The sequence below is a fragment of the Stenotrophomonas muris genome (assembly GCF_052751275.1).
On record NZ_CP199879.1, the window covers coordinates 1,017,973 to 1,036,753 of the forward strand.

Consider the following 18,781-nt stretch of genomic DNA (forward strand, 5'->3'; position numbering starts at 1 on the left):
TGTGGAAATGACGATCAGGTGGCTGGCCAACTTTGATTTCTCAGGCGGATTGCAGGATCTGCTGGGCTACGCTGTGCGTGTCCAGTCGATCGGCGATTTCGTCTTCTTCAAGCTGATCATGGATTACCTGCGCGACAGGATCAGTGACTACGGCATCGACCTGATGGGGCGCATGATGTCCTGGGTCGGTGGCATTGCCCTGGTGCTGATGACGCTGTGGGTACTGATCCAGGGCTTCCGGATCGTCACCGGCCGCAGTCGCGACTCCATGATGGTGCTGGTGACCAATATGGCGCGCGCGGCGTTGATTGTGAGTGTTGCCACCAGCATGGCGATGTTCGGCAGCAACCTGCAGAAATTCCTCAACGAGGACGTCAAAGGCCTGATCACCCACGTGGTGACCGGCAAGGACCAGCAGCCGGAAGACCAGATCGACAAGAGCCTGGCGTGGATGCAGGTGGCGCTGTCGAGCATTGATGGCATCAAGATCCTGAATGATCCAGGGTTGCAGGCGGACAAGACGCGGGCGCTTTGGTTCATCGGCATGGGCACGGGCGGTCCGGCCGTCACCGCTGGTGCGATGTTGCTGCTCTACGAGGTCGCGCTGGCGCTGTTCATCGGCCTGGGTCCCTTGTTCATTCTGTGTCTGCTGTTCGACCAGACCAAGCAGCTGTTCCAGCGATGGCTGTTCTACGGCATCGGCACGATGTTCTCGATGGCGGTACTGGCAGCGATGGTATCGATCGCGCTGGACATGGTGATCCGTGTCTCGACCGCGTTCTGGTCCACCGCCCTGGTCAACAAGTTCCTGCTCGAAGGCGCCTCCAGCGACGGCATGACCAGCCAGGCGATGCAGCAGGGCGGCATGGGCCTGATTCTCACGACCCTGATCCTGACCGCTCCCCCAATGGCAGCGATGTTCTTCCAGGGCACGCTGGGTAGCTTCATGGCATATTCGCAGATAGGCGGCAGCCCGGTTGCTGCTGCGCCGGGACCTAATGGACAGCCGCCGGGTAGTTACAAGCCTACTGATCCCACGAGTACCGAGAGGCGCGCAGAGAGCAGTCAATTGACGATGCCGAAGGTGGCGCCAAGTCATGATGCGCCGAGCCACACTCCCGGAGCGCTTGGAAATGCGCCCACTCGTTGACTGAAAGCGGAAGCGTTTCCGCAGAAATTGGAGAGTCGTCATATCATGCGCATGTATCCGTTCATTTTGTTGGCATCGTTTGGTGTTCTTGGCGCCTTTCTTCCAAATCTTGGTCGTGCAGAGGGCGGAAGTTGCCCTCCGGGCTTCTACCCAATTGGGGGGCAGGGCGCGAGCGGCTGCGCTCCAATTCCTGGCGGCGCTGCTGGATCAGGTGACCAGATACCCTTGCCGCCTCGGCCCACGGGCGAATGGATCAGCACTTGGGGAGCGATAGCGACCTCTCTTGCTACTTCCGAGGTGGGAATGGTCTCAGATATGCGATCTGCAGAGCTTGCTGCTTCTGAAGCCATGCGGCGGTGCGCTGGTGGTGGAGCACGGGATTGCAAGGTTACGGTATCCTACTCAAACCAATGCGTGGCATGGTTAGTTCCATCTGCTGATTTACCTGGAGCCCAATCTGCGGTTGGCCGTGCTCCAAAAAAGAGGATTGCGATTGCAGAAGCGCAGAGAAAGTGCGTGGATCCGAGTGGCAAAAAGTGCACCGTTTTTTACGCTGATTGCTCCGAGCCAGTTTTTCGAAAATTTTGAAAGTTGAGTTGACTCAATTGAAGTCTGTCCAACGGCGCCACGTTCGTGATCAGGCTCAATGCATGTGCGTTGGCTGGATGCTTATCTCAAAACGCCATGTGGGTCTGATCGATCGGGGACTTCGTGTTCTTCCGGTCGATCCTGTCGTATCCGCGCAAGAGGATTGACGAGTTCGGCATCGAATTGCTCGGCAACATGATGGCGTGGGTCGATAGCATCGCCCTGATACTGATGACCCTGTGGGTGCTGATCCAGGGCTTCCGGATCGTCACCGGCCGCAGCCGCGACTCCATGATGGTGCTGGTGACCAACATGGCGCGCGCGGCGTTGATTGTGAGCGTTGCCACCAGCATGGCGATGTTCGGCAGCAACCTGCAGAAATTCCTCAACGAGGACGTCAAAGGCCTGATCACCCACGTGGTGACCGGCAAGGACCAGCAGCCGGAAGACCAGATCGACAAGAGCCTGGCGTGGATGCAGGTGGCGCTGTCGAGCATTGATGGCATCAAGATCCTGAATGATCCGGGGTTGCAGGCGGACAAGACGCGGGCGCTGTGGTTCATCGGCATGGGCACGGGCGGTCCGGCCGTCACCGCTGGTGCGATGTTGCTGCTCTACGAGGTCGCGCTGGCGCTGTTCATCGGCCTAGGTCCCTTGTTCATTCTGTGTCTGCTGTTCGACCAGACCAAGCAGCTGTTCCAGCGATGGCTGTTCTACGGCATCGGCACGATGTTCTCGATGGCGGTACTGGCAGCGATGGTATCGATCGCGCTGGACATGGTGATCCGTGTCTCGACCGCGTTCTGGTCCACCGCCCTGGTCAACAAGTTCCTACTCGAAGGCGCCTCCAGCGACGGCATGACCAGCCAGGCGACGCAGCAGGGCGGCATGGGATTGATCCTGACGACCTTGATTCTGACTGCGCCCCCAATGGCGGCCACGCTCTTCCAGGGGACATTGGGTGGTTTCGCGCCATACTCCCAGATCGGTGGATCGGCAGCGGGCCAGCCGGGTCCACAGGGCCAGCCGCCGGGTTCGTATACGCCGCCGGCACCAAATGCGAGTGCGGCACAAAGTACGACAACACAGGCGGATACATCTTCGCGAGTGTCAGGACAAGGGGTATCTTCAAGCCCGTCTGAAATTGATCCAGGCCGATATGGTTTGGCAAGCAAGGTTAAATGAGGTGAAGGCCTATGATTCGGCGAACATGTAGCGTTGCAGTCTTGCTGAAGACAATGCGGGTGCTAGTACTCATTTGCGTTGCATCACTTGGCGTCTTCCCATTTGTGGTCAGTGCAGAAGGGCGCTGTCCCCCGGGTCAGTACCCGATTGGGGATGATCGTGCGCCTGGATGCGCGCCAATCCCTGCAGGTGGGAGCGCCGACTCCGGCCCAAGGGCGACTGGTCGGTGGATCAAGACTTGGGGCGCGGTAGCAACCTCCTCAACAGGTGAGGTTGGCGTGGCAATTGAGAAGCGGTCGAAGTCTGACGCCGCCAAGGAAGCTATGTATCAATGCGCAAAGCTGGGTGGTCAAGATTGCAGAACAGTGAAGGCTTACAAGAATCAGTGCGTTGCACTAATCTCGCCATCCACATCTGAGCGCGGAGGTTCGGTTATCTCTAGCGCGGAGACTGAACAGATTGCCACCGAGCTGGCTATGAGTACCTGCACAACACGAGGTAGTAGAGGATGCAGCAAGCTCTACAGTGCATGTACGAAGCCGCTCTTCGAGAGCTTCTAAAATTGAAAGCAGCAGGTTGCGATAGTTGGTGTTGCTATCAGCCTGGTCTTGTTCGGTGCCAGCATCGAGGGTTTCCTTGTCCACGATGTCAAGGTGGTGATCTCGACGGTTAGGTACTAAGCAAGCGTGAGAGGCTGCTTGCTCTGCTTGCAAGAAGGGCGTGGCGAGCATTGATGGCATCAAGATCCTGAATGATCCAGGGTTGCAGGCGGACAAGACGCGGGCGCTGTGGTTCATCGGCATGGGCACGGGCGGTCCGGCCGTCACCGCTGGTGCGATGTTGCTGCTCTACGAGGTCGCGCTGGCGCTGTTCATCGGCCTGGGTCCCTTGTTCATTCTGTGTCTGCTGTTCGACCAGGCCAAGCAGCTGTTCCAGCGATGGCTGTTCTACCGCATCGGCACGATGTTCTCGATGGCGGTACTGGCAGCGATGGTATCGATCGCGCTGGACATGGTGATCCGTGTCTCGACCGCGTTCTGGTCCACCGCCTTGGTCAACAAGTTCCTACTCGAAGGCGCCTCCAGCGACGGCATGACCAGCCAGGCGATGCAGCAGGGCGGCATGGGATTGATCCTGACGACCTTGATTCTGACTGCGCCCCCAATGGCGGCCATGTTCTTCCAGGGCACGCTGGGTAGCTTCATGGCATATTCGCAGATAGGCGGTAGCCCGGTGGCGCAGGCACCGGGCCCGAATGGGCAGCCGCCGGGTAGCTATTACACGCCGGATAAACCTTCAACGAGCAGTGGCAGTCAATCGGGTGGATCGACTTCAGTTGGGAGCAATGTCGTAGTCACTGGCAGCAACTCCACAGCTGGGTCAGGCAATTCTGATACTGGCCGTAAAGGCTTAGCTTCGAACTAGAGGCCGGAGATGAAGTCAATTCGTGTCTATTCAGGTGCAGTAATCCTGCTGGGTCTGGGAATCATTGCCTGAGTTTGAGAACTCCTGAGGTTGCGCTTATGAGTTTCTGGCTGAAAACGTAGAAATGCCTGATTAGCCGGAAAAGACAAGGCGCCGGATGAGCAGATCGACAAGAGTCTTTCTTGGATTCAGATAGCGCTGTCCAACATTGCAGGAAGACAAGACACGCGCCGTGTGGTTCATCGGCTTGGGTGCCGGTGGCCCGGCAGTGACTGCTGGCTCGATGCTGTTGCTCTATGGAGTCGCGATGGCGTTGTTCATCGGCTTCGGTCCACTGTTCATCCTTTGTCTGTTGTTCGATCAGAGCAGGCAGTTGTTCCGGCGATGGCTCTTCTACGGAATCGGGACCATGTTCTCGATGACGGTACTGGCAGCGATGGTATCGATCGCGCTGGACATGGTGATCCGTGTCTCGACCGCGTTCTGGTCTACCGCCTTGGTCAACAAGTTCCTACTCGAAGGCGCCTCCAGCGACGGCATGACCAGCCAGGCGATGCAGCAGGGCGGCATGGGATTGATCCTGACGACCTTGATTCTGACTGCGCCCCCAATGGCGGCCATGTTCTTCCAGGGCACGCTGGGTAGCTTCATGGCATATTCGCAGATAGGTGGCAGCCCGGTTGCTGCTGCGCCGGGACCTAATGGACAGCCGCCGGGTAGTTATAGTTACTACACGCCGGATAAGCCATCCAACAACGCTAATGTGTCCACCAACACCCAGGACGCGACCGCTGGAGTATCACGCATGACGTTGCCGCAGAGTTCGACGTTGGGAGCACAGGAGACGGGTCTTCGGGGAGCAAATCGTTAGGTCCGCCGTCCTCCATGATGGCCGTTTCACCGAATTGTCTTGGTCGTTGAATAGAGCTTATGAAAATTGAGAAAGTGATGCTGTTAGTTCTGTTGCTCGCGTTCTCTGTAAGTGCATATGCGGAGGGTCGTTGTCCGCCCGGACAGTACCCGATTGGCGGCCAAGGAGTAGGCGGCTGCGCTCCGATCCCTGGTGGAACTGGTGGGGGGGAGGTTCCGAGCCCTCGAGCGACCGGGCGTTGGATAAAGACCTGGGGGGCCATCTCTCGTTCGATTACAACGGGTGACGTGGGCGCTTCTGTCGGAAAGCGTGCCAAGGCGGATGCAATAGCTGAGGCGCAGTCGCGATGCGCATCGTATGGGGCGGTGGACTGCGCTGTTGGGCTCACCTACAAGAATCAGTGTGCTGCTCTCGTGGCTCCTGAATCTGGGTCTGGTGGGAGGATATCAATGGCTGGAGGGCCTTCTAAAGATGTCGCTACAAAGGCAGCGATGAAGAGTTGTTTAGATAACGGGGGGAGGGCTTGCGTGGTTAAGTACACCGACTGCAGTGAGCCCTTGTTTGAGAAGTTCTGACTCAACTGTGAACTTGTCCTGCTCGCTGCCGTTGTCCACATTGATTGCGCCCGGCGATCCTCGCTGGGCTGCCAACCTTGTCATTGCCTCCGCCACATGCTCCCCGCGTAGCGACTGGTCCACGACGATGGCAAGACACTCACGCGCGAAGTAATCAACCACGGTCAGCATCCGGAAACGGCGACCGTCAAACAGTGCGTCGCTGACGAAGTCCATTCCCCAAAGTGCATTGGGAGCAACGGCTACCTTTATCGGCTGACGCTGGCGCGCACTTCTACTGCGCCGAGGCAGGCAATGCCCTAAAGAAAGGCCTTCCTCCTTGCAAATACGATGGACCCGCCGACCAGGGTGCGTCGCTGGGCAGGCCTCAGAACTTTTTTGTGACCACCTCCTGCAACATGGCTTTGTCCAGGCTGAGATCAGCAACCAATTGCTTGAGCTTTCGGTTTTCCTCTTCCAGCAGCCTTAAACGTTTCAATTCCGAAGGGCCAAGCCCACCGTACTTATTTCGCCATACGTAGAAGGTGGCCTCGGCAATACCCATTTTCCTGCAGATCTCGCCTACTGCCGTTCCCTGCTCTGCCTGCTTCAGCGCGTAGGCAAACTGCTCCTCGGTGAAACGCGACTTCTTCATGCCTGAATCCTCGTTTGTCACGGGGCCCAATGTGCCGACGTCTCTACTCTCGCCTGCACCAGATTTCTGGGGGTGGGTCACTTTCGTTCAGGCTTAAGGTGCCGACTCTGCGCCAACGGGGGGCGTCCCGCGAGGCGACGCGCCAGGCCGTGCTATAGGGCGCCATCCGCGCTACCGTAAGTCTTCGCGCCATTCGAAGGAACGAATCATGCAGAATCCAGGCCGTGTTGCCTCACTGATTGGCGGACTGCTGTTCGCCTCGTCGACCCATGCGGCTGATAGCTGGGTCATCTTCACCGGTGGCGAAACGCCGAACCGCGAGGCATGGGTGGTCGATGCGCAAACGCTCGCCGACCGCTCGGATCTGGTCGGTTTTCTGCAGCGTGCCACGCCGGCAGAGCAGAACGCGTACCTTAAGCAGTTGCGCCGCAGGAAGCCGCCCAAGCCCGGTGACCCGGTTGCGGGTCCGGAGCCGGTGTACGAGATCCAGGTCAATACCGTCTACGAGAACGCGACCAAACCGAATCGACTGGTCAGAAAGTACTGGGTGAACTGCTCACGGAACACCGTGGCCACCAGGACGAGTCTGATCCAGTGGCGCGATCGGCCAATGGAGAACGTCCCTCCGGATAAGTTCGAACCGCGAACCGAGGCGATTGCTCCTTGGCAGGTGCAACTGGTGCGTTTTGCCTGTCTCGTGGGGCCTGATCCCAAGGCCAAGGCGCCAGCGGAAATGATGAAGCGTGGCTTCCTTTCCATCGGTGACGTCGGGCAATCGCCTGTGGATTTCATCTGGGCCAGCCTGTGGAAGGACGGCAAACGTCCAGCATTCACCTATCTGCCGGGCGACGCTGAAATGGATCGTACTGTGCGTAGTCTGGAAGCGACTGTGGCGCGCGGCCAGAGTGAAACCAGCAAAGCTCTGGATGAGTCGCGGCGCGCAGCCAACCGAGTGGGTCGCAACAATCTCATGGACCTGTGGATCGGCAAGACAGAGCAGGAATTCGTGCGGACGTGGGGCCCACCGGATCGTGTGGAGAACGGGGCCGATGGTTCGCGCACGTTGTACTTGCATCGTGGCGAGCGTGTGCAGGGATTGAATGCTTCTGGGCATGTCGTCAGTGACGTAAACAATCGATGCGATATCACGGTGCTGACGACGGACGGCTACGTCCGCGACTACGCCACACAGGGGGCCGCATGCGCCCAGCAGTTGCGCTGAGCGCGATTGCTGGCCACAACGCGAGGAAGCATGGCTTGTGCTGGGTCCCGCACCCGTCGACTTAAGCGGCGTAGGCTTTCCGTGCAACATCGCCCCGGCCGGACCAGACCGTATGTGGGAATGCGAGCCATACCTGCGGTGCCATCCACCGCGTGTCTGATGGTCGGATAAGCCACCATTCACGTTAACCGCGCTGTTTCTGTGATCAAGTGCGCTTTTCATCCCAAGCACCCTTCGACGAGCGCTGCCTCCTCGAAGTAAGCTGCGTGCGCGTCAAAATCCCGACGCGCCGGTGCCATCCAACACAGGAGCTTTTCCGTCCATGAGGACTGTGTCCCCCCGCGGTGCGGGTGACGCTTGCCACCATCGCGGTTGCCGTGGGCTCGGGGCTATCATCCGCCATGGCGGCCGCAGGGCACGTGCGAGGCATCGCCCCGTTTCCGGCCTCCGCTCGGGAACTGGCAAGACGGGATTGAAGGAGTTGCAGGGGATGGAGAAGGGGAGTGGCACGCACATGGACAATGCCCTGGCGTTCGTTCCGTCCGGCGCGAACCTGCTGGAAGCCGTACGCGGCGATCTGACCGGTAATGGTTTCCAGGACCAGCTCCTGGTGATCGACCAACCTCCTCCGGAGGGCTTGCTGCCCGGCGAGCACGGACCGAACCGGGTCCTGTTGTTGCTGCTGGGCGATGCCACGGGCCGCTGGCAGCTGGCGGCACGCAACGACAAGCTGGTGCCGTGCTCAACGCGCGGTGGCATTGCCGGTGATCCCTTCGCCTACGTGACGATTGAAGACGGCGCGTTCAGCGTGATCACCAACGGCGGCAGCCGCGAACGCTGGAGCAGCATCTACACCTTCCGGTATGCACCTGCCGAGCAGGCGTGCTGGGTGCATGGCGTGCAGCGCAAGGTGGTGGACACCGAAACCGAAGCAACCCACACGCGCGATTTCTCCGCGGCCGAGCTTGGCCGGGTGCGGTTCGAGGATTTCGATCCGTCCGTCGTCGCCGACGTCAGCTTGCCTTGAGTGCCATGCCTGTGAGGAGGCGGGAGTATCCAACGATGATCGAGCAGGAGTTTCACCGTGTCGCAGGATAGGGAGTCGTTGCTGTTGCGGCAGGCCACGGAGGCCGGCATGACTTCGTCCCGGGAACTGGCCAACTTCATGGCGCAGGCCGGGCATGAATCCCGTGGCTTGAGCCGTCTCAACGAGAGTTTCAACTTCACCCGGGGCATCTCGCAGATCCCGGTGGAAGCAGCGTGGCGCAATGGCAATGGCGCGCTGGAGAGCGCCCGCCAGGAGGCGCTGCGTGGGCGGCCGGAGAACCTGGCCGAACTGATGTATGGCGGGCGCATGGGCAATGACGCGCCCGGTGATGCACTGAAGTATCACGGCCGTGGCTATCTGCCGCTGGTCGGCAAGGAGAATTACGAGCGTGCCGGCAAGGCGCTGGACCTGGACCTGGTGAATCAGCCGGAGCTGGCCGCGCAACCCGAGCACGCAGGCCGTATTGCCGTGTGGCAGTGGCAGACGCGGGTGCCGGAAGCGGCGCGCGAGGACGTGCGCGAAGCGACGCGTGCCCTGAATGGCGCGCTCAACGGCATCGAAGCCCGCCAGCAGCGTTTTGACGTGTGGCAGCAGAAGCTGACCCCCGATGTGATGGCGCGCCTGGAGCGTGGCGAAGTGGGGGCGCCTGCCCAGCCCACAACGGGACGCGACATGTCGCAACCGGGCGAGCCGGGATACACGCTGTTCTCGGGAGCGCGCCAGCACCTGCAGCAGATGGGGCCGCAAAGCGGTCTGCGCAGCGTGCAGGAACTGGACAATGCCGCCGGCGCACTGGCGCTGAGCGCGCAGAAGGCGGGGATGTCGCGCATCGATCATCTCCTGGCGGGTAATGACGGTCGCACGCTGTTTGCTGTACAGGGCGCGCTAGGCGATCCGGCCATGCTGCGCGCATCGGTCGATCGCGAACAGGCGGCGCAGCAGCCGCTGGCGCAGAGCAGCCAGCAATTGGCTGCCAATGTCGCCCAGCAGGACCCGGCGGCCGCGCTCGCCCGCGAGCAGGAGCAGCGTTCTCGATCCCTGTAACACCGATGCCGGCGGGCAGGGTGCCCGCTGGCGCTTTACGTACGACGCGTGGCGCCCTGTGGCGCCGACATGGAAACCCACCCGTAAGGACACCACATGCGAATCGTTCCCCCGAATGCCCGCCACGCCGCTGCCCGCTGCAATGCACCCGTGCGTCGCCTGCCGCCGCTCTGGCTGCTGTCACTTGGACTTGCCGCAGCGTCGGCACAGGCTCAGGAGGCAGCGGCGCCCGTCGTGGAGACGCGCCCCGCTGCCGAGGCTACCGTTGAGGCGCCTGCAGGGGCGGCGCCCGTTGCAGCGCCCGCGGCGGCCGACGCCGTTGTCGCGGCGCCGGCTCCCGAAGTACCGGCTGCCGCGACACCCCCTGCGACACCGGTGGTGGACACGCAGCCGGCGCCGGCTGCGGACCCGGCGCCTGCGCCCGTTCCGCCCGCAGCGGCGGCGCCTGTGGCTGCACCGCCTACAGTCGTCGAGTCAGCGGTCCCGGCGGTAGCGCCGGCACCGCCTGCATTGGCCATCGTGCCGTTGCCGCCCGAGCAGGCGACCGAGCGTGCGCTCGGTGCCCGCTGCCCGGTGGATCTGGCCGGGCGGCTGGCGAGCCAGGGCGACCTGCTGATCGGCGCCTGCCAGGGCACCATGCCGGCGCATCTGGCTGCGATGCTGGTCGCGCTGCCCGAGCAGGACATCCACCTGCCGCGCAGCTGGCGCGAGCGTGAGGTGCGGCAGAAGGCCTGGTTCAAGGCGGTGCCGGGCTACGGCCAGCGCCCGGACTTCATCGTGCGGATGGGCGACATCTGGGTGCGCTCGTTGGAAGGGCGCGACGCCGACAGCACGTTCTACCTGGTGTCGGCGCCGTTCACCTGCAGCGACCAGGTCGCCAACCGGGATGAGTACGGCGCGGAGCCGGTCCGCGTGCCAGCGGGTGAATGCCGCGAGGCCCATGTGGCCCAGCGTGTGTACCAGGTCCGCGGGGATGCGGCGCCGAGGGATGTAACCACCGATGCCATGCCGGCCATGCCGCAGCAGGCGGAAGCTGATCGTGCGCGCCAGCTCTCGCGTGAGGGACGGATCAGCCTGGACCACAGCAAGTTGCAGTATGGCCCGGCCATGCGCTGGTTCGTGCAGTATCCGGAGTCGGCGCAGAAGGGTGGTCCGCGCGCCTACGGTGACTGGAACCGCGAGCACATCGCGTTCGTGGTCTGGACCGGCGATCGCTTCGAGCTGCGCGACAAAGTCGCGCGGGCGCAGTGGCCCTGTGATCCGGTGGCGCCCGGCGATCGCGCCTGCGGTGGATTCCCGGATTCCGGGCCGGATCTGTTCGTGACGGCCGGAGCATCGCTGCCGGTGGCGGCCTCCAGCCCCTGAACCAGAGTGCCGATGTACAACGGGAGCCGGAAAGACCGGCTCCCGTGCTGTCCATCAGGCCTGCAGGCTGCGGGTCTGGTTCTGCTGCTGTTCCAGCTGCTGGTCGCGCTCCAGTGCAAGGCGCTGACCTGCGGCCTGCTGGTCGATGCGCTGGCTGCTCTGTTCCAGCGGTGTGTTCATCGCCACCGCCGTATCCACTGACACGCGAAGGTGGGCCGGGTCACCGCCCTGGCCCTGCACGGCAAAGCTGCGCGAGGCATCGGCATTCATGACCACTTCGTCGATGCGCTTGCCGCCCGCCGCATGCATTTCGGCGGCCAGGCTGCCGGCCAGTTGCGTGCTCATTACGTCTGGTACCCGGCCGACGCGGACGTCCTGCGCGTGCACGCCACGGATCGCGTCGTTGAACAGTGGGTTGCCCACATGGTTGGCGTCGTCCATGCGCAGCATGCTGGTGTGATGGCCGTTCTTCTCCGCTTCGCGGCGTGCCGGCTCACCGGGCTGCAGCGGGCCGCGGATATGGTCGTACAGATCGACGGCGCCGCCCGGAATGCCGCGCGCCGCGCGGGTGACACCACGGCGCAGTGATTCAACGTCGTCGCGGTACTCCTCGATCATCCTGGCGTTGTCTTTTGCCAGCTTCTGCGTTTCCGGGTGTTTCAGCACCGAGCCGTCGCCGAGGAAGTTGCCCAGCTTGTGCGCACCGAACGAGCTGCCTGCGGCGATGATCGGCCGGTCAGGGATCAGGGCGCGCAACGAGTGATTGCTGAAGCCGTTCGCGGCAAGCGTGCTGATTTCATTTGGCCGGGCGTAGATGCGCACCTGGCCGAAGTGCGGCGACGCCGCGCTGACCGGATCGGACGCCATGACATGGTTGATCATGGTGTTGCCGCCTTCCGGGATGCGGTAGCTGAGGCTGACCGCGCCATAGGCGTTGAAGGTCTCGCCCTTGACATTGAAATGGTGCGAGGTGATCTGGGCCAGCGCGCCACCGAGAGAGTGGCCGGTGACGGTGACTTCGGGTGGGCGCTGTCCGAGATCCTGCCCCTCCTTCTTGGCGTAGGCCAGGGCGCGTTGGGTCAGCGCGATGGCGTCCGGTGCCTGGACGTTGGTGCGGGCGACAACCATGCCACCATCGGTCAGGATCGCATCGCGGGCGATCTGTTCGGTGCCGCGATGTGCGACGACAATTTCATTGGTGTCGACTCGCTGGTAGATCGTTCCCTGATAACCGTTCAATCGATTATCAACGTGCTCGAGGATCTTGTACTCATGCCCGTTGATCGCTACGAGCTCTTCCTTGCCGGGAGCGCGTCGACCGACCGCACGGTCCTTGTACACGTCGTCGGAAATACCCGCATAGTCTTGGCTGCTGAGGCTCATTGGCGGACCTCATTGGCTTCAAGTGAAGCCGAGAACAGCGAATTCTGCAGCTCAGGGCGGAACTTGGTGGGGTCTTCTTGGCCGCTTGCGCCGTAGTCAGGAATCTCGTTCACGCGCGGATAGTCCGAACGAGGATAGTGGCGAGTCTCGGTCTCGCCTTTCACGAATGGCGCTGCTTCAATAAATGAAAGGAAACGCGTCTCGCCCTCGGCCCCCGTCGCCTTCAGCATCGCGCCTGCACCGGTGAACTCCCACTTGCAGACACCGCGACCGTAGTAATCCTCATCCAGCATGCGGTCGATGTATACAGTGCCCCGGTACTCGCCATCAGCGACCTTGCGCAGTTCCACCGGTTCCTGGCTGGTAATCCGTGCAGCCGTGCCGGTGGCCGGCTCGATATAGCCACACTGGTCTTCGTTGGTGACGTCGTACTGCGCGACACCTTCGACCACCGCGAAATCGCCCGGGGCGTCCTTCAGGCGCAGCACCAGTTCATAGGCCTTGCGCGGGCTGGGGTTGAGCTTGGCGAGGCCGCGCCCACCCTGGGCGACATCGGCTTCAGCAGCGGCACGTTCCTGGTTCATGGCGGTCTCCGGATGGCAGGCGGTCAACAGAAGTAGAGCAAGGCACGGAATCATCTTGTGGCGCAATGTCGGCCTCCTGGTGTGTAAGGGTGAATGTGGAACTGGCGGCTCATGGCACGAGCTTCTGCACAGTGGTGGTGGTTGAGAACAGCGCATTGCGCAGCTCTTCGCTGTACCCCGACGGAGCTTCCTCGCCACTGGCGCCAAAGTTGGCGACAGTGTCGGCGCGCGGATAGACAAGGTTCGGGTAATAAAGCGTCAGAGGCGAGTCGTACTCCATGCGCTTCTTGTCGATGAACGTCAGGAATCGCGTATCCGCCTTGCTGGTCGTGGCGCGCAACATCGCACCGACACCCGTCAGCGTCCAATGGCAGACGCCACGCCCGTAGTAGTCCTCATCCAGCATACGGTCCAGGTAAAACGTACCGCGGTACTCGTTCTCGCTGACCTTGTGCAGGGTGATGGGCTCCTGGCTGGTGATGCGGCCTGCAGTGCCTGTTGCAGGCACGATCCGTCCACAGTCTGCGTAGTTGATGGCGTCGTACTGGGCCACGCCCTCAACAACGGCGAACGGGCCTGGCGCGCCCTTAAGTGTCAGCACCAGCTCATAGGCCTGCTTCGGCGCCGGGTTGAGTTTGGCCAGGCCGCGTCCACCCGCGGCGACGTCGCGCTCGGCATCGGCGTAGGGCGAGCATGCCGCCAGCAGGACGAGGGCGAGCACTGCCAGCAGCGGCCGTCCCCTGTGTGCGAGGTGCGCTACACCCATGGCCCGATCCTGCATCGTGCGTCCGTGTCCATCTATCCTTCCTGGGTGGCAGGTTTCTCGATTATGGAACGTGCCGGGAGCCCTGTGCCACCCCTTGGAGACGGATTTTTGACGCTCCCGGGGCGCGCCGCCGGCAGATCGCTTGCCGCACAGGGCATCCGATCGTCGCGTTGGCTCTGACGCCGGACGCAGGTTCGCCGCTGAATCCGTGACCGGAATCGATCATTCACATGTCCATCACTTCATCAAAGGTGTTGTCCTTGAACTGCACGATCCGCCCTGAAACCCGCGAAGACCACGCGGTCATCCATGCACTCACCGAGGCGGCCTTCCGCGAAGCCCCGCACAGCAGCCACACCGAGCAGTTCATTGTGGATGCGCTGCGTTCGCGTGGAGAGTTGAGTCTTTCGCTGGTCGCCGAGAAGGACGGACAGGTCGTCGGGCACATCGCGCTGTCGCCGGTGACGATCAGCGATGGCAGCACCGGCTGGTTCGGCCTCGGGCCAATCTCGGTACTGCCGGACTGGCAGGGGCAGGGCATCGGTGCGGCGCTGATGCACGCGGCGCTCGGCGCATTGCGTGAGCAGGGGGCACAGGGCTGCGTATTGCTGGGAGAACCCGCGTATTACGGTCGATTCGGATTCCGCGCCGAGCCGGGCCTGGTGCTGCCGGGTGTGCCGCCAGAGTACTTCCAGGCGCTGTGCCTGCGGCCACCGATGGCGCAGGGAGAGGTGCAGTACTCGCCGGCATTCGAGGCCACGGCCTGATGATCGGGGCGGGCCTCGAACATCCGTCGAATGTCAGCCGTTGTACCGGAGATGGATCAGGGGATACGGGCGGCCCTGCGAATCCAGCGGTGAACGTCCGGTTTCGACGAAGCCCATGCGCTGGTAGAAGCCGACGGCCTGCGCGTTCTGTTCGTTGACGTCGGTACTCAGCTGCGGATGCAGGGCCAGCGCGTGCTGCAGCAACTGCCGGCCGATACCGGTGCCGCGTACGTCCGGATCGATGAACAGCGCTTCCATGTGCGTGCCGTCGATCAGCATGAAGCCAAGGGGGCGGTCCTGAGCGTCGACGGCCACGGTCATCGGAGCCTGCGGCAGGAAGCCGGCGACTTCGGCATCGATGGCCTGGCGGTCGTCGGCGCTGAGGAAGTTGTGGGTGGCGTCGACGGCGCGGCGCCAGAGGTCGACGAGGGCGGCGCCGTCGTCGGCGCGCGAGGGACGGAGGGTGGTCATGGGTTCACCAAGGTGCTTGCAAAGAGCGCGTAGTATGGCGCGTCCCGACCCAGCGCGCAGGCGTGGATTCCTCCGGTGTTGCGATGGCGGATGAAGGGGCTGTAGGCAGTGGCCTCCGCGCGCAGCACCACGCCATCCTCGAAATCGCCGCTGTCGTTGAAGGGCACGGTGGGCCACCGCGGCCATTGCGCCAGGCGTTCGCGGTAGTAGTGGGTTGCTGCAGCCAATGCCTCGTCGTGTGCCTGCACGTGCTCCGCTGCCAGCCCGGAACGCACGCCATGCACCAGATGCGGCTCCAGCACGTCGAAGCCGACGTAGCGCAGGCTGTACATCAAGGGCCACAGCAACAACCGGGTATCTCCCTCGCGGCCGTCGACGGCGCAGGCCCGTGCCGATGAGCCGGTGGTGACGCTCAGCAACGCACGCTTGCCGCGCATCGCGCCGTGCTCGTGGCGCAGGCGGCTGTTGTACATCGGCCCGTAGACCAGCACGCGATCCAGCCAGCCCTTGAGGATTGCCGGCGGCGCGAACCACCACAGCGGGAACTGCAGGATGACCAGATCCGCGGCCTGCAGCAGCTGCAGATGGCGCTGCACATCGGCGGGCAGCCGACCCTGTTCGGCGCCGTGGCGTTGTTCGCGCTGGGCATCGAAACGGCCGGGCTGCAGGCGACTTGAATGATGGTGGGCCGCTTCCAGCGGATCGAAGCCCTCTGCATACAGGTCGACCACGTCCACCTGCAGTGCGTCATGCCGCAGCTGCTCCGCGGCCTGCGCGGCCAGGTGGGCGTTGAAGGAGCGGGGTTCGGGATGGGCAAGCAGGATGAGGGCGCGCATGGGGCGAGGTGTTCGAGGAGTGTGCGACCATCCTCGCGGCGCCGGTATGCCCCGGCAATTACGCACCTTGAGGTAACCATGGCCTATCCGGGCGATGTCTATGCCGCCGATTGCTCGGCACGCGATGCGCTGGCGCTGATCTCCGGCAAGTGGGTGATGCTGCTGTTGCCGGCGCTGGCGCAGGGCCCGCAACGCAATGGCGCGCTGCTGAGGAAGATCGAAGGGATCTCGCAGAAGGTGTTGACCCAGACCCTGCGGCAGCTGGAGCGCAACGGCCTGGTCGAGCGGTGTGATCTGGGCAGCAAGCCACTGCATGTGGAATACCGGCTGACCGAGGTCGCACGTGGACTGGTTGACACGCTGTCCGCCCTGGACCGTTGGGCCGAGCACAATTTCCCGGCGCTGGACGCTGCCCGCGAGCGCTTCGACGCGCGTTAGCGGCGCCTGCACGGCCGCGGGCGTACAATGCGGCCCCGGCGGCCATCCTGGCCCTGCAGACACGCGAGAACCGCCATGACCGACGCCCTGGGTGTACCGGTGCACGACGCCGATGAACACTGGATGCGCCATGCGCTGGCGCTGGCCGAGCGTGCGCAGCGCGAGTACGACGAGATCCCCGTTGGTGCGGTACTGGTGGGCGCCGATGGCCAGCTGCTGGGCGAGGGCTGGAACCTCAACATCGCCTCGCACGATCCCAGTGCGCATGCTGAGATCGTGGCCATGCGGGCCGGTGGCACGCGGCTGGCCAATCATCGGCTGCTCGGCAGCACCCTGTACGTGACCCTGGAACCGTGCGCGATGTGCGCGATGGCCATCGTGCATGCACGCGTTGCCCGCCTGGTCTACGGCGCCAGCGACCCCAAGACCGGCGCCTGCGGCAGCGTGTTCGACCTGCTGGGCGATGCCCGCCACAACCACCGGGTGGAGATCCACGGTGGGGTGCTGGCCAAGGAGGCCAGCATGCGCCTGACCAACTATTTCCGTGCCAAGCGTGGCAAGCCGCCGCTGCTGCTGGAAGACCATGCCGGCGAGGCCTGAGGGGGCGAACCGGTATGATGGGCGCCTCTTTCCATCACCGGCAGGCCGCGCGCCTGCCCAGCAACGAGGCGACACATGGCGGACAACGGCGCGGCCAACGAGCGACTGATCTGGATCGACCTGGAAATGACCGGGTTGGATACCGACAACGATTCGATCATCGAGATCGCCACCGTGGTCACCGATGCCCAGCTCAACGTGCTGGCCGAAGGGCCGGAATTCGCCATCCACCACCCGCTGGAAACGCTGGAAGCGATGGACGAGTGGAATCGCAACCAGCACCGCCGCTCGGGCCTGTGGCAGCGCGTGGTGGACAGCACCACCACCCTGGGCCAGGCCGAGGCGCAGACGGTGAACTTCCTGGCGCAGTGGATCCCGGCCGGCCTGTCGCCGATGTGCGGCAACTCGATCTGCCAGGATCGCCGCTTCCTGCACCGCCAGATGCCGCGACTGGAGAAGTACTTCCACTACCGCAACCTGGACGTGTCCACGGTGAAGGAACTGGCCAAGCGCTGGGCGCCGAGCGTGGCCGCCGGCGTCGGCAAGAACAGCAACCACACCGCGCTGAGCGACGTGCACGATTCGATCGCTGAGCTGCGCCACTACCGCCAGTTCATGGGCGCGCTGTCGGGGCTGCCGGTTGCCTGAACAACGACGCCGGGCATGGCCCGGCGCTATCGGATGACACGCCAACGGGTAGTGCCGACCGCTGGCCGGCAAGGCGCCGGGGTCGGATCCCTTTCCTGCGGAAAGGGCTCTGCCCCCTCTGTCGTACCCCGCGACGAACCGTTCAACTTCCTGGCGCTAAGATCGGCGCCATGAACGAGCCGATCCTGCTCCCCCGCGACATCGCCCATGACGCCCGCGACTGGTCCGACCTGCAGCGCGCGGTGGCCCTGCTGGAAGCGCCGACCCTGACCGCGCGCATGGCCAACCTGGTCGGCACGCCGCTGGAGTTCGCGGTGAAGGCGCTGCCCAGCTCGGTCTCCAACCGCATCCACGGCGCTGTGCAGGCGGCGCTGAGCAAATCGGCGCAGGCCGCGCTGTGGAGCATGGACAACAGCCCCGGCAAGGGGGCGTCCACCCGCTGGCACAAACTGGCGGCGGCCACCTCGGGCGCGGTCGGTGGGGCCTTCGGCTTCGCGGCCTTGTTCATCGAGCTGCCGGTGTCGACCACCATCATGATGCGTGCGGTGGCCGACGTGGCCCGCAGCGAGGGCTTCGACCTGTCCGAGTTCAGCACCCGCCAGGCGTGCCTGGAGGTATTCGCGTTGGGCGGCAACTCGCCGCGCGATGATGCCAGCGAGACCGGCTACTACCTGGCCCGCGGCTTCACCACGGATGTGATGCGCCACCTGTCGGCCGAGCTGGCCGGGCGCGTGGTGACCGGCCGCGACCTGACCCTGGGCGTGGCGCCAAAGGAAGCTGGCAAGCTGCTGGCGAAGATGGTGGAAAAGGTGGCGGCGCGCTTCGGCGTGGTGGTTACCGAGAAATTCGCTGCGCAGGCGGTGCCGATCGTCGGTGCCGCCGCCGGTGCAACACTGAATACCATGTTCACCGACTACTACCAGGACATGGCGCGCGGCCACTTCATCGTGCGTCGGCTGGAGCTGAAGTACGGGGAAGACGTGGTGCGCGCCTGCATGACCGCGTGGCGCATGGCGGCGTGCTGATCGAGCCCACGCTGTAACCGGCTTCGGGGTCGGAGCCCTTTGCGTTGCAAAGGGATCCGACCCCGGTTGCGCGCGGGGTCGGATCCCGTTCCGCAGGAAGGGGCTCTGCCGGTCATCCTTGCCTTGGGGGAACAATTGTTTTGCCAGTACATGCCT

At 63.3% G+C, this 18,781-nt stretch carries 20 protein-coding genes and 2 pseudogenes; 16 read left to right on the forward strand and 6 right to left on the reverse strand.

The genetic code is table 11. The features are described from left to right. The first annotated feature begins 7 nt into the window (after positions 1-7). From ACUVWL_RS04490 to ACUVWL_RS04520, 7 genes are all read left to right on the forward strand, one after another. Positions 8-1,150: a type IV secretion system protein gene (locus ACUVWL_RS04490; protein WP_111205489.1), complete on the forward strand. Its 1,143-nt coding sequence runs from the start codon at positions 8-10 to the stop codon at positions 1,148-1,150. 315 nt (positions 1,151-1,465) lie between these two features. Beyond that, the gene (locus ACUVWL_RS04495) at positions 1,466-1,738 is read left to right on the forward strand and encodes a DUF4189 domain-containing protein (RefSeq protein ID WP_229301244.1); all 273 of its coding nucleotides are present in this window, start codon (positions 1,466-1,468) and stop codon (positions 1,736-1,738) included. Between the two features lie 111 nt (positions 1,739-1,849). After that, entirely contained in the window at positions 1,850-2,923 is a 1,074-nt protein-coding gene (locus ACUVWL_RS04500; protein ID WP_445979156.1) for a type IV secretion system protein, read from the forward strand. Positions 2,924-2,976: 53 nt separating this feature from the next. After that, the gene (locus ACUVWL_RS04505; protein ID WP_126412538.1) at positions 2,977-3,483 is read left to right on the forward strand and encodes a DUF4189 domain-containing protein; all 507 of its coding nucleotides are present in this window, start codon (positions 2,977-2,979) and stop codon (positions 3,481-3,483) included. Positions 3,484-3,643: 160 nt separating this feature from the next. Further along, on the forward strand, positions 3,644-4,348 hold the full coding sequence (locus ACUVWL_RS04510; protein WP_445978858.1) for a type IV secretion system protein: 705 nt from the start codon (positions 3,644-3,646) through the stop codon (positions 4,346-4,348). Positions 4,349-4,580: 232 nt separating this feature from the next. Continuing rightward, positions 4,581-5,219, forward strand: a complete 639-nt coding sequence (locus ACUVWL_RS04515) for a type IV secretion system protein (RefSeq protein WP_445978859.1) — start codon at positions 4,581-4,583, stop codon at positions 5,217-5,219. A 77-nt stretch (positions 5,220-5,296) separates the two neighbouring features. Then, complete coding sequence (locus ACUVWL_RS04520) at positions 5,297-5,794, forward strand: DUF4189 domain-containing protein (protein WP_081280434.1); 498 nt, start codon at positions 5,297-5,299, stop codon at positions 5,792-5,794. Here ACUVWL_RS04520 and ACUVWL_RS04525 read toward each other — a convergent pair. Continuing rightward, positions 5,771-6,428, reverse strand: a pseudogene (locus ACUVWL_RS04525) (transposase); the annotation flags it as partial. The gene ACUVWL_RS04520 and the pseudogene ACUVWL_RS04525 sit on opposite strands and share 24 nt — an antisense overlap. A 208-nt stretch (positions 6,429-6,636) precedes the next feature. On the opposite strand from ACUVWL_RS04525, the gene ACUVWL_RS04530 reads away from it, so the two are divergent. The 4 genes from ACUVWL_RS04530 to ACUVWL_RS04545 all read left to right on the forward strand — a co-directional run bounded on the left by ACUVWL_RS04530 (position 6,637) and on the right by ACUVWL_RS04545 (position 11,107). Beyond that, a complete protein-coding gene (locus tag ACUVWL_RS04530) occupies positions 6,637-7,650 on the forward strand; it encodes a hypothetical protein (RefSeq protein WP_445978860.1) in 1,014 nt (337 codons plus the stop codon). Between the two features lie 490 nt (positions 7,651-8,140). After that, entirely contained in the window at positions 8,141-8,677 is a 537-nt protein-coding gene (locus tag ACUVWL_RS04535) for a hypothetical protein (RefSeq protein ID WP_014647568.1), read from the forward strand. A gap of 57 nt (positions 8,678-8,734) precedes the next feature. Then, positions 8,735-9,742: an XVIPCD domain-containing protein gene (locus tag ACUVWL_RS04540; RefSeq protein ID WP_075075582.1), complete on the forward strand. Its 1,008-nt coding sequence runs from the start codon at positions 8,735-8,737 to the stop codon at positions 9,740-9,742. A 96-nt stretch (positions 9,743-9,838) separates the two neighbouring features. Continuing rightward, positions 9,839-11,107 carry a hypothetical protein gene (locus tag ACUVWL_RS04545; RefSeq protein ID WP_425604365.1) on the forward strand — a complete coding sequence of 423 codons (1,269 nt, stop codon included), beginning with the start codon at positions 9,839-9,841 and terminating at the stop codon, positions 11,105-11,107. 54 nt (positions 11,108-11,161) lie between these two features. On the opposite strand, the gene ACUVWL_RS04550 is transcribed toward ACUVWL_RS04545, so the two are convergent. The 3 genes from ACUVWL_RS04550 to ACUVWL_RS04560 are packed head-to-tail and all read right to left on the reverse strand — an operon-like array spanning position 11,162 to position 13,840. Continuing rightward, on the reverse strand, positions 11,162-12,490 hold the full coding sequence (locus ACUVWL_RS04550) for an XVIPCD domain-containing protein (RefSeq protein WP_111205485.1): 1,329 nt from the start codon (positions 12,488-12,490) through the stop codon (positions 11,162-11,164). Next, positions 12,487-13,140, reverse strand: coding sequence for a hypothetical protein (locus ACUVWL_RS04555; RefSeq protein ID WP_014647564.1), 654 nt, complete (start codon positions 13,138-13,140; stop codon positions 12,487-12,489). Before ACUVWL_RS04555 ends, ACUVWL_RS04550 begins: the two co-directional genes overlap by 4 nt. Positions 13,141-13,183: 43 nt before the next feature. Continuing rightward, on the reverse strand, positions 13,184-13,840 hold the full coding sequence (locus ACUVWL_RS04560; RefSeq protein WP_229653708.1) for a hypothetical protein: 657 nt from the start codon (positions 13,838-13,840) through the stop codon (positions 13,184-13,186). Between the two features lie 260 nt (positions 13,841-14,100). Here ACUVWL_RS04560 and ACUVWL_RS04565 point away from each other — a divergent pair, with 260 nt between their 5' ends. Then, on the forward strand, positions 14,101-14,607 hold the full coding sequence (locus ACUVWL_RS04565; protein ID WP_049441675.1) for a GNAT family N-acetyltransferase: 507 nt from the start codon (positions 14,101-14,103) through the stop codon (positions 14,605-14,607). A gap of 33 nt (positions 14,608-14,640) precedes the next feature. Here ACUVWL_RS04565 and ACUVWL_RS04570 read toward each other — a convergent pair whose 3' ends face one another. Further along, positions 14,641-15,078 (reverse strand): acetyltransferase, encoded by a 438-nt coding sequence (locus tag ACUVWL_RS04570; RefSeq protein WP_049441672.1) that lies wholly within the window; start codon positions 15,076-15,078, stop codon positions 14,641-14,643. Further along, a complete protein-coding gene (locus tag ACUVWL_RS04575; RefSeq protein ID WP_445978861.1) occupies positions 15,075-15,914 on the reverse strand; it encodes an NAD(P)H-dependent oxidoreductase in 840 nt (279 codons plus the stop codon). The genes ACUVWL_RS04570 and ACUVWL_RS04575 overlap by 4 nt, the downstream gene beginning before the upstream one ends. A gap of 78 nt (positions 15,915-15,992) precedes the next feature. Here ACUVWL_RS04575 and ACUVWL_RS04580 point away from each other — a divergent pair, with 78 nt between their 5' ends. The 4 genes and pseudogenes from ACUVWL_RS04580 (at position 15,993) to ACUVWL_RS04595 (ending at position 18,642) form a co-directional block, all read left to right on the forward strand. Next, positions 15,993-16,352, forward strand: a complete 360-nt coding sequence (locus ACUVWL_RS04580; RefSeq protein WP_126411094.1) for a winged helix-turn-helix transcriptional regulator — start codon at positions 15,993-15,995, stop codon at positions 16,350-16,352. Between the two features lie 75 nt (positions 16,353-16,427). Then, positions 16,428-16,952: a tRNA adenosine(34) deaminase TadA gene (gene tadA, locus ACUVWL_RS04585; protein ID WP_014647558.1), complete on the forward strand. Its 525-nt coding sequence runs from the start codon at positions 16,428-16,430 to the stop codon at positions 16,950-16,952. 75 nt (positions 16,953-17,027) lie between these two features. After that, positions 17,028-17,600: an oligoribonuclease gene (gene orn / locus ACUVWL_RS04590; protein ID WP_014647557.1), complete on the forward strand. Its 573-nt coding sequence runs from the start codon at positions 17,028-17,030 to the stop codon at positions 17,598-17,600. Between the two features lie 170 nt (positions 17,601-17,770). Further along, a pseudogene (locus tag ACUVWL_RS04595) lies at positions 17,771-18,642 on the forward strand (EcsC family protein). Positions 18,643-18,781 lie beyond the last annotated feature (139 nt).

Coding starts and splice junctions, on each gene's coding strand:
- tadA (WP_014647558.1), top strand. CDS start 16,428: ATGACCGACGCCCTGGGTGTACCGGTGCACGACGCCGATGAACACTGG.
- ACUVWL_RS04495 (WP_229301244.1), top strand. CDS start 1,466: ATGCGATCTGCAGAGCTTGCTGCTTCTGAAGCCATGCGGCGGTGCGCT.
- ACUVWL_RS04560 (WP_229653708.1), bottom strand. CDS start 13,840: ATGGGTGTAGCGCACCTCGCACACAGGGGACGGCCGCTGCTGGCAGTG.
- ACUVWL_RS04575 (WP_445978861.1), bottom strand. CDS start 15,914: ATGCGCGCCCTCATCCTGCTTGCCCATCCCGAACCCCGCTCCTTCAAC.
- ACUVWL_RS04550 (WP_111205485.1), bottom strand. CDS start 12,490: ATGAGCCTCAGCAGCCAAGACTATGCGGGTATTTCCGACGACGTGTAC.
- ACUVWL_RS04570 (WP_049441672.1), bottom strand. CDS start 15,078: ATGACCACCCTCCGTCCCTCGCGCGCCGACGACGGCGCCGCCCTCGTC.
- ACUVWL_RS04535 (WP_014647568.1), top strand. CDS start 8,141: ATGGAGAAGGGGAGTGGCACGCACATGGACAATGCCCTGGCGTTCGTT.
- ACUVWL_RS04580 (WP_126411094.1), top strand. CDS start 15,993: ATGGCCTATCCGGGCGATGTCTATGCCGCCGATTGCTCGGCACGCGAT.
- ACUVWL_RS04520 (WP_081280434.1), top strand. CDS start 5,297: ATGCTGTTAGTTCTGTTGCTCGCGTTCTCTGTAAGTGCATATGCGGAG.
- ACUVWL_RS04530 (WP_445978860.1), top strand. CDS start 6,637: ATGCAGAATCCAGGCCGTGTTGCCTCACTGATTGGCGGACTGCTGTTC.
- ACUVWL_RS04545 (WP_425604365.1), top strand. CDS start 9,839: ATGCGAATCGTTCCCCCGAATGCCCGCCACGCCGCTGCCCGCTGCAAT.
- ACUVWL_RS04505 (WP_126412538.1), top strand. CDS start 2,977: ATGCGGGTGCTAGTACTCATTTGCGTTGCATCACTTGGCGTCTTCCCA.
- orn (WP_014647557.1), top strand. CDS start 17,028: ATGGCGGACAACGGCGCGGCCAACGAGCGACTGATCTGGATCGACCTG.
- ACUVWL_RS04490 (WP_111205489.1), top strand. CDS start 8: ATGACGATCAGGTGGCTGGCCAACTTTGATTTCTCAGGCGGATTGCAG.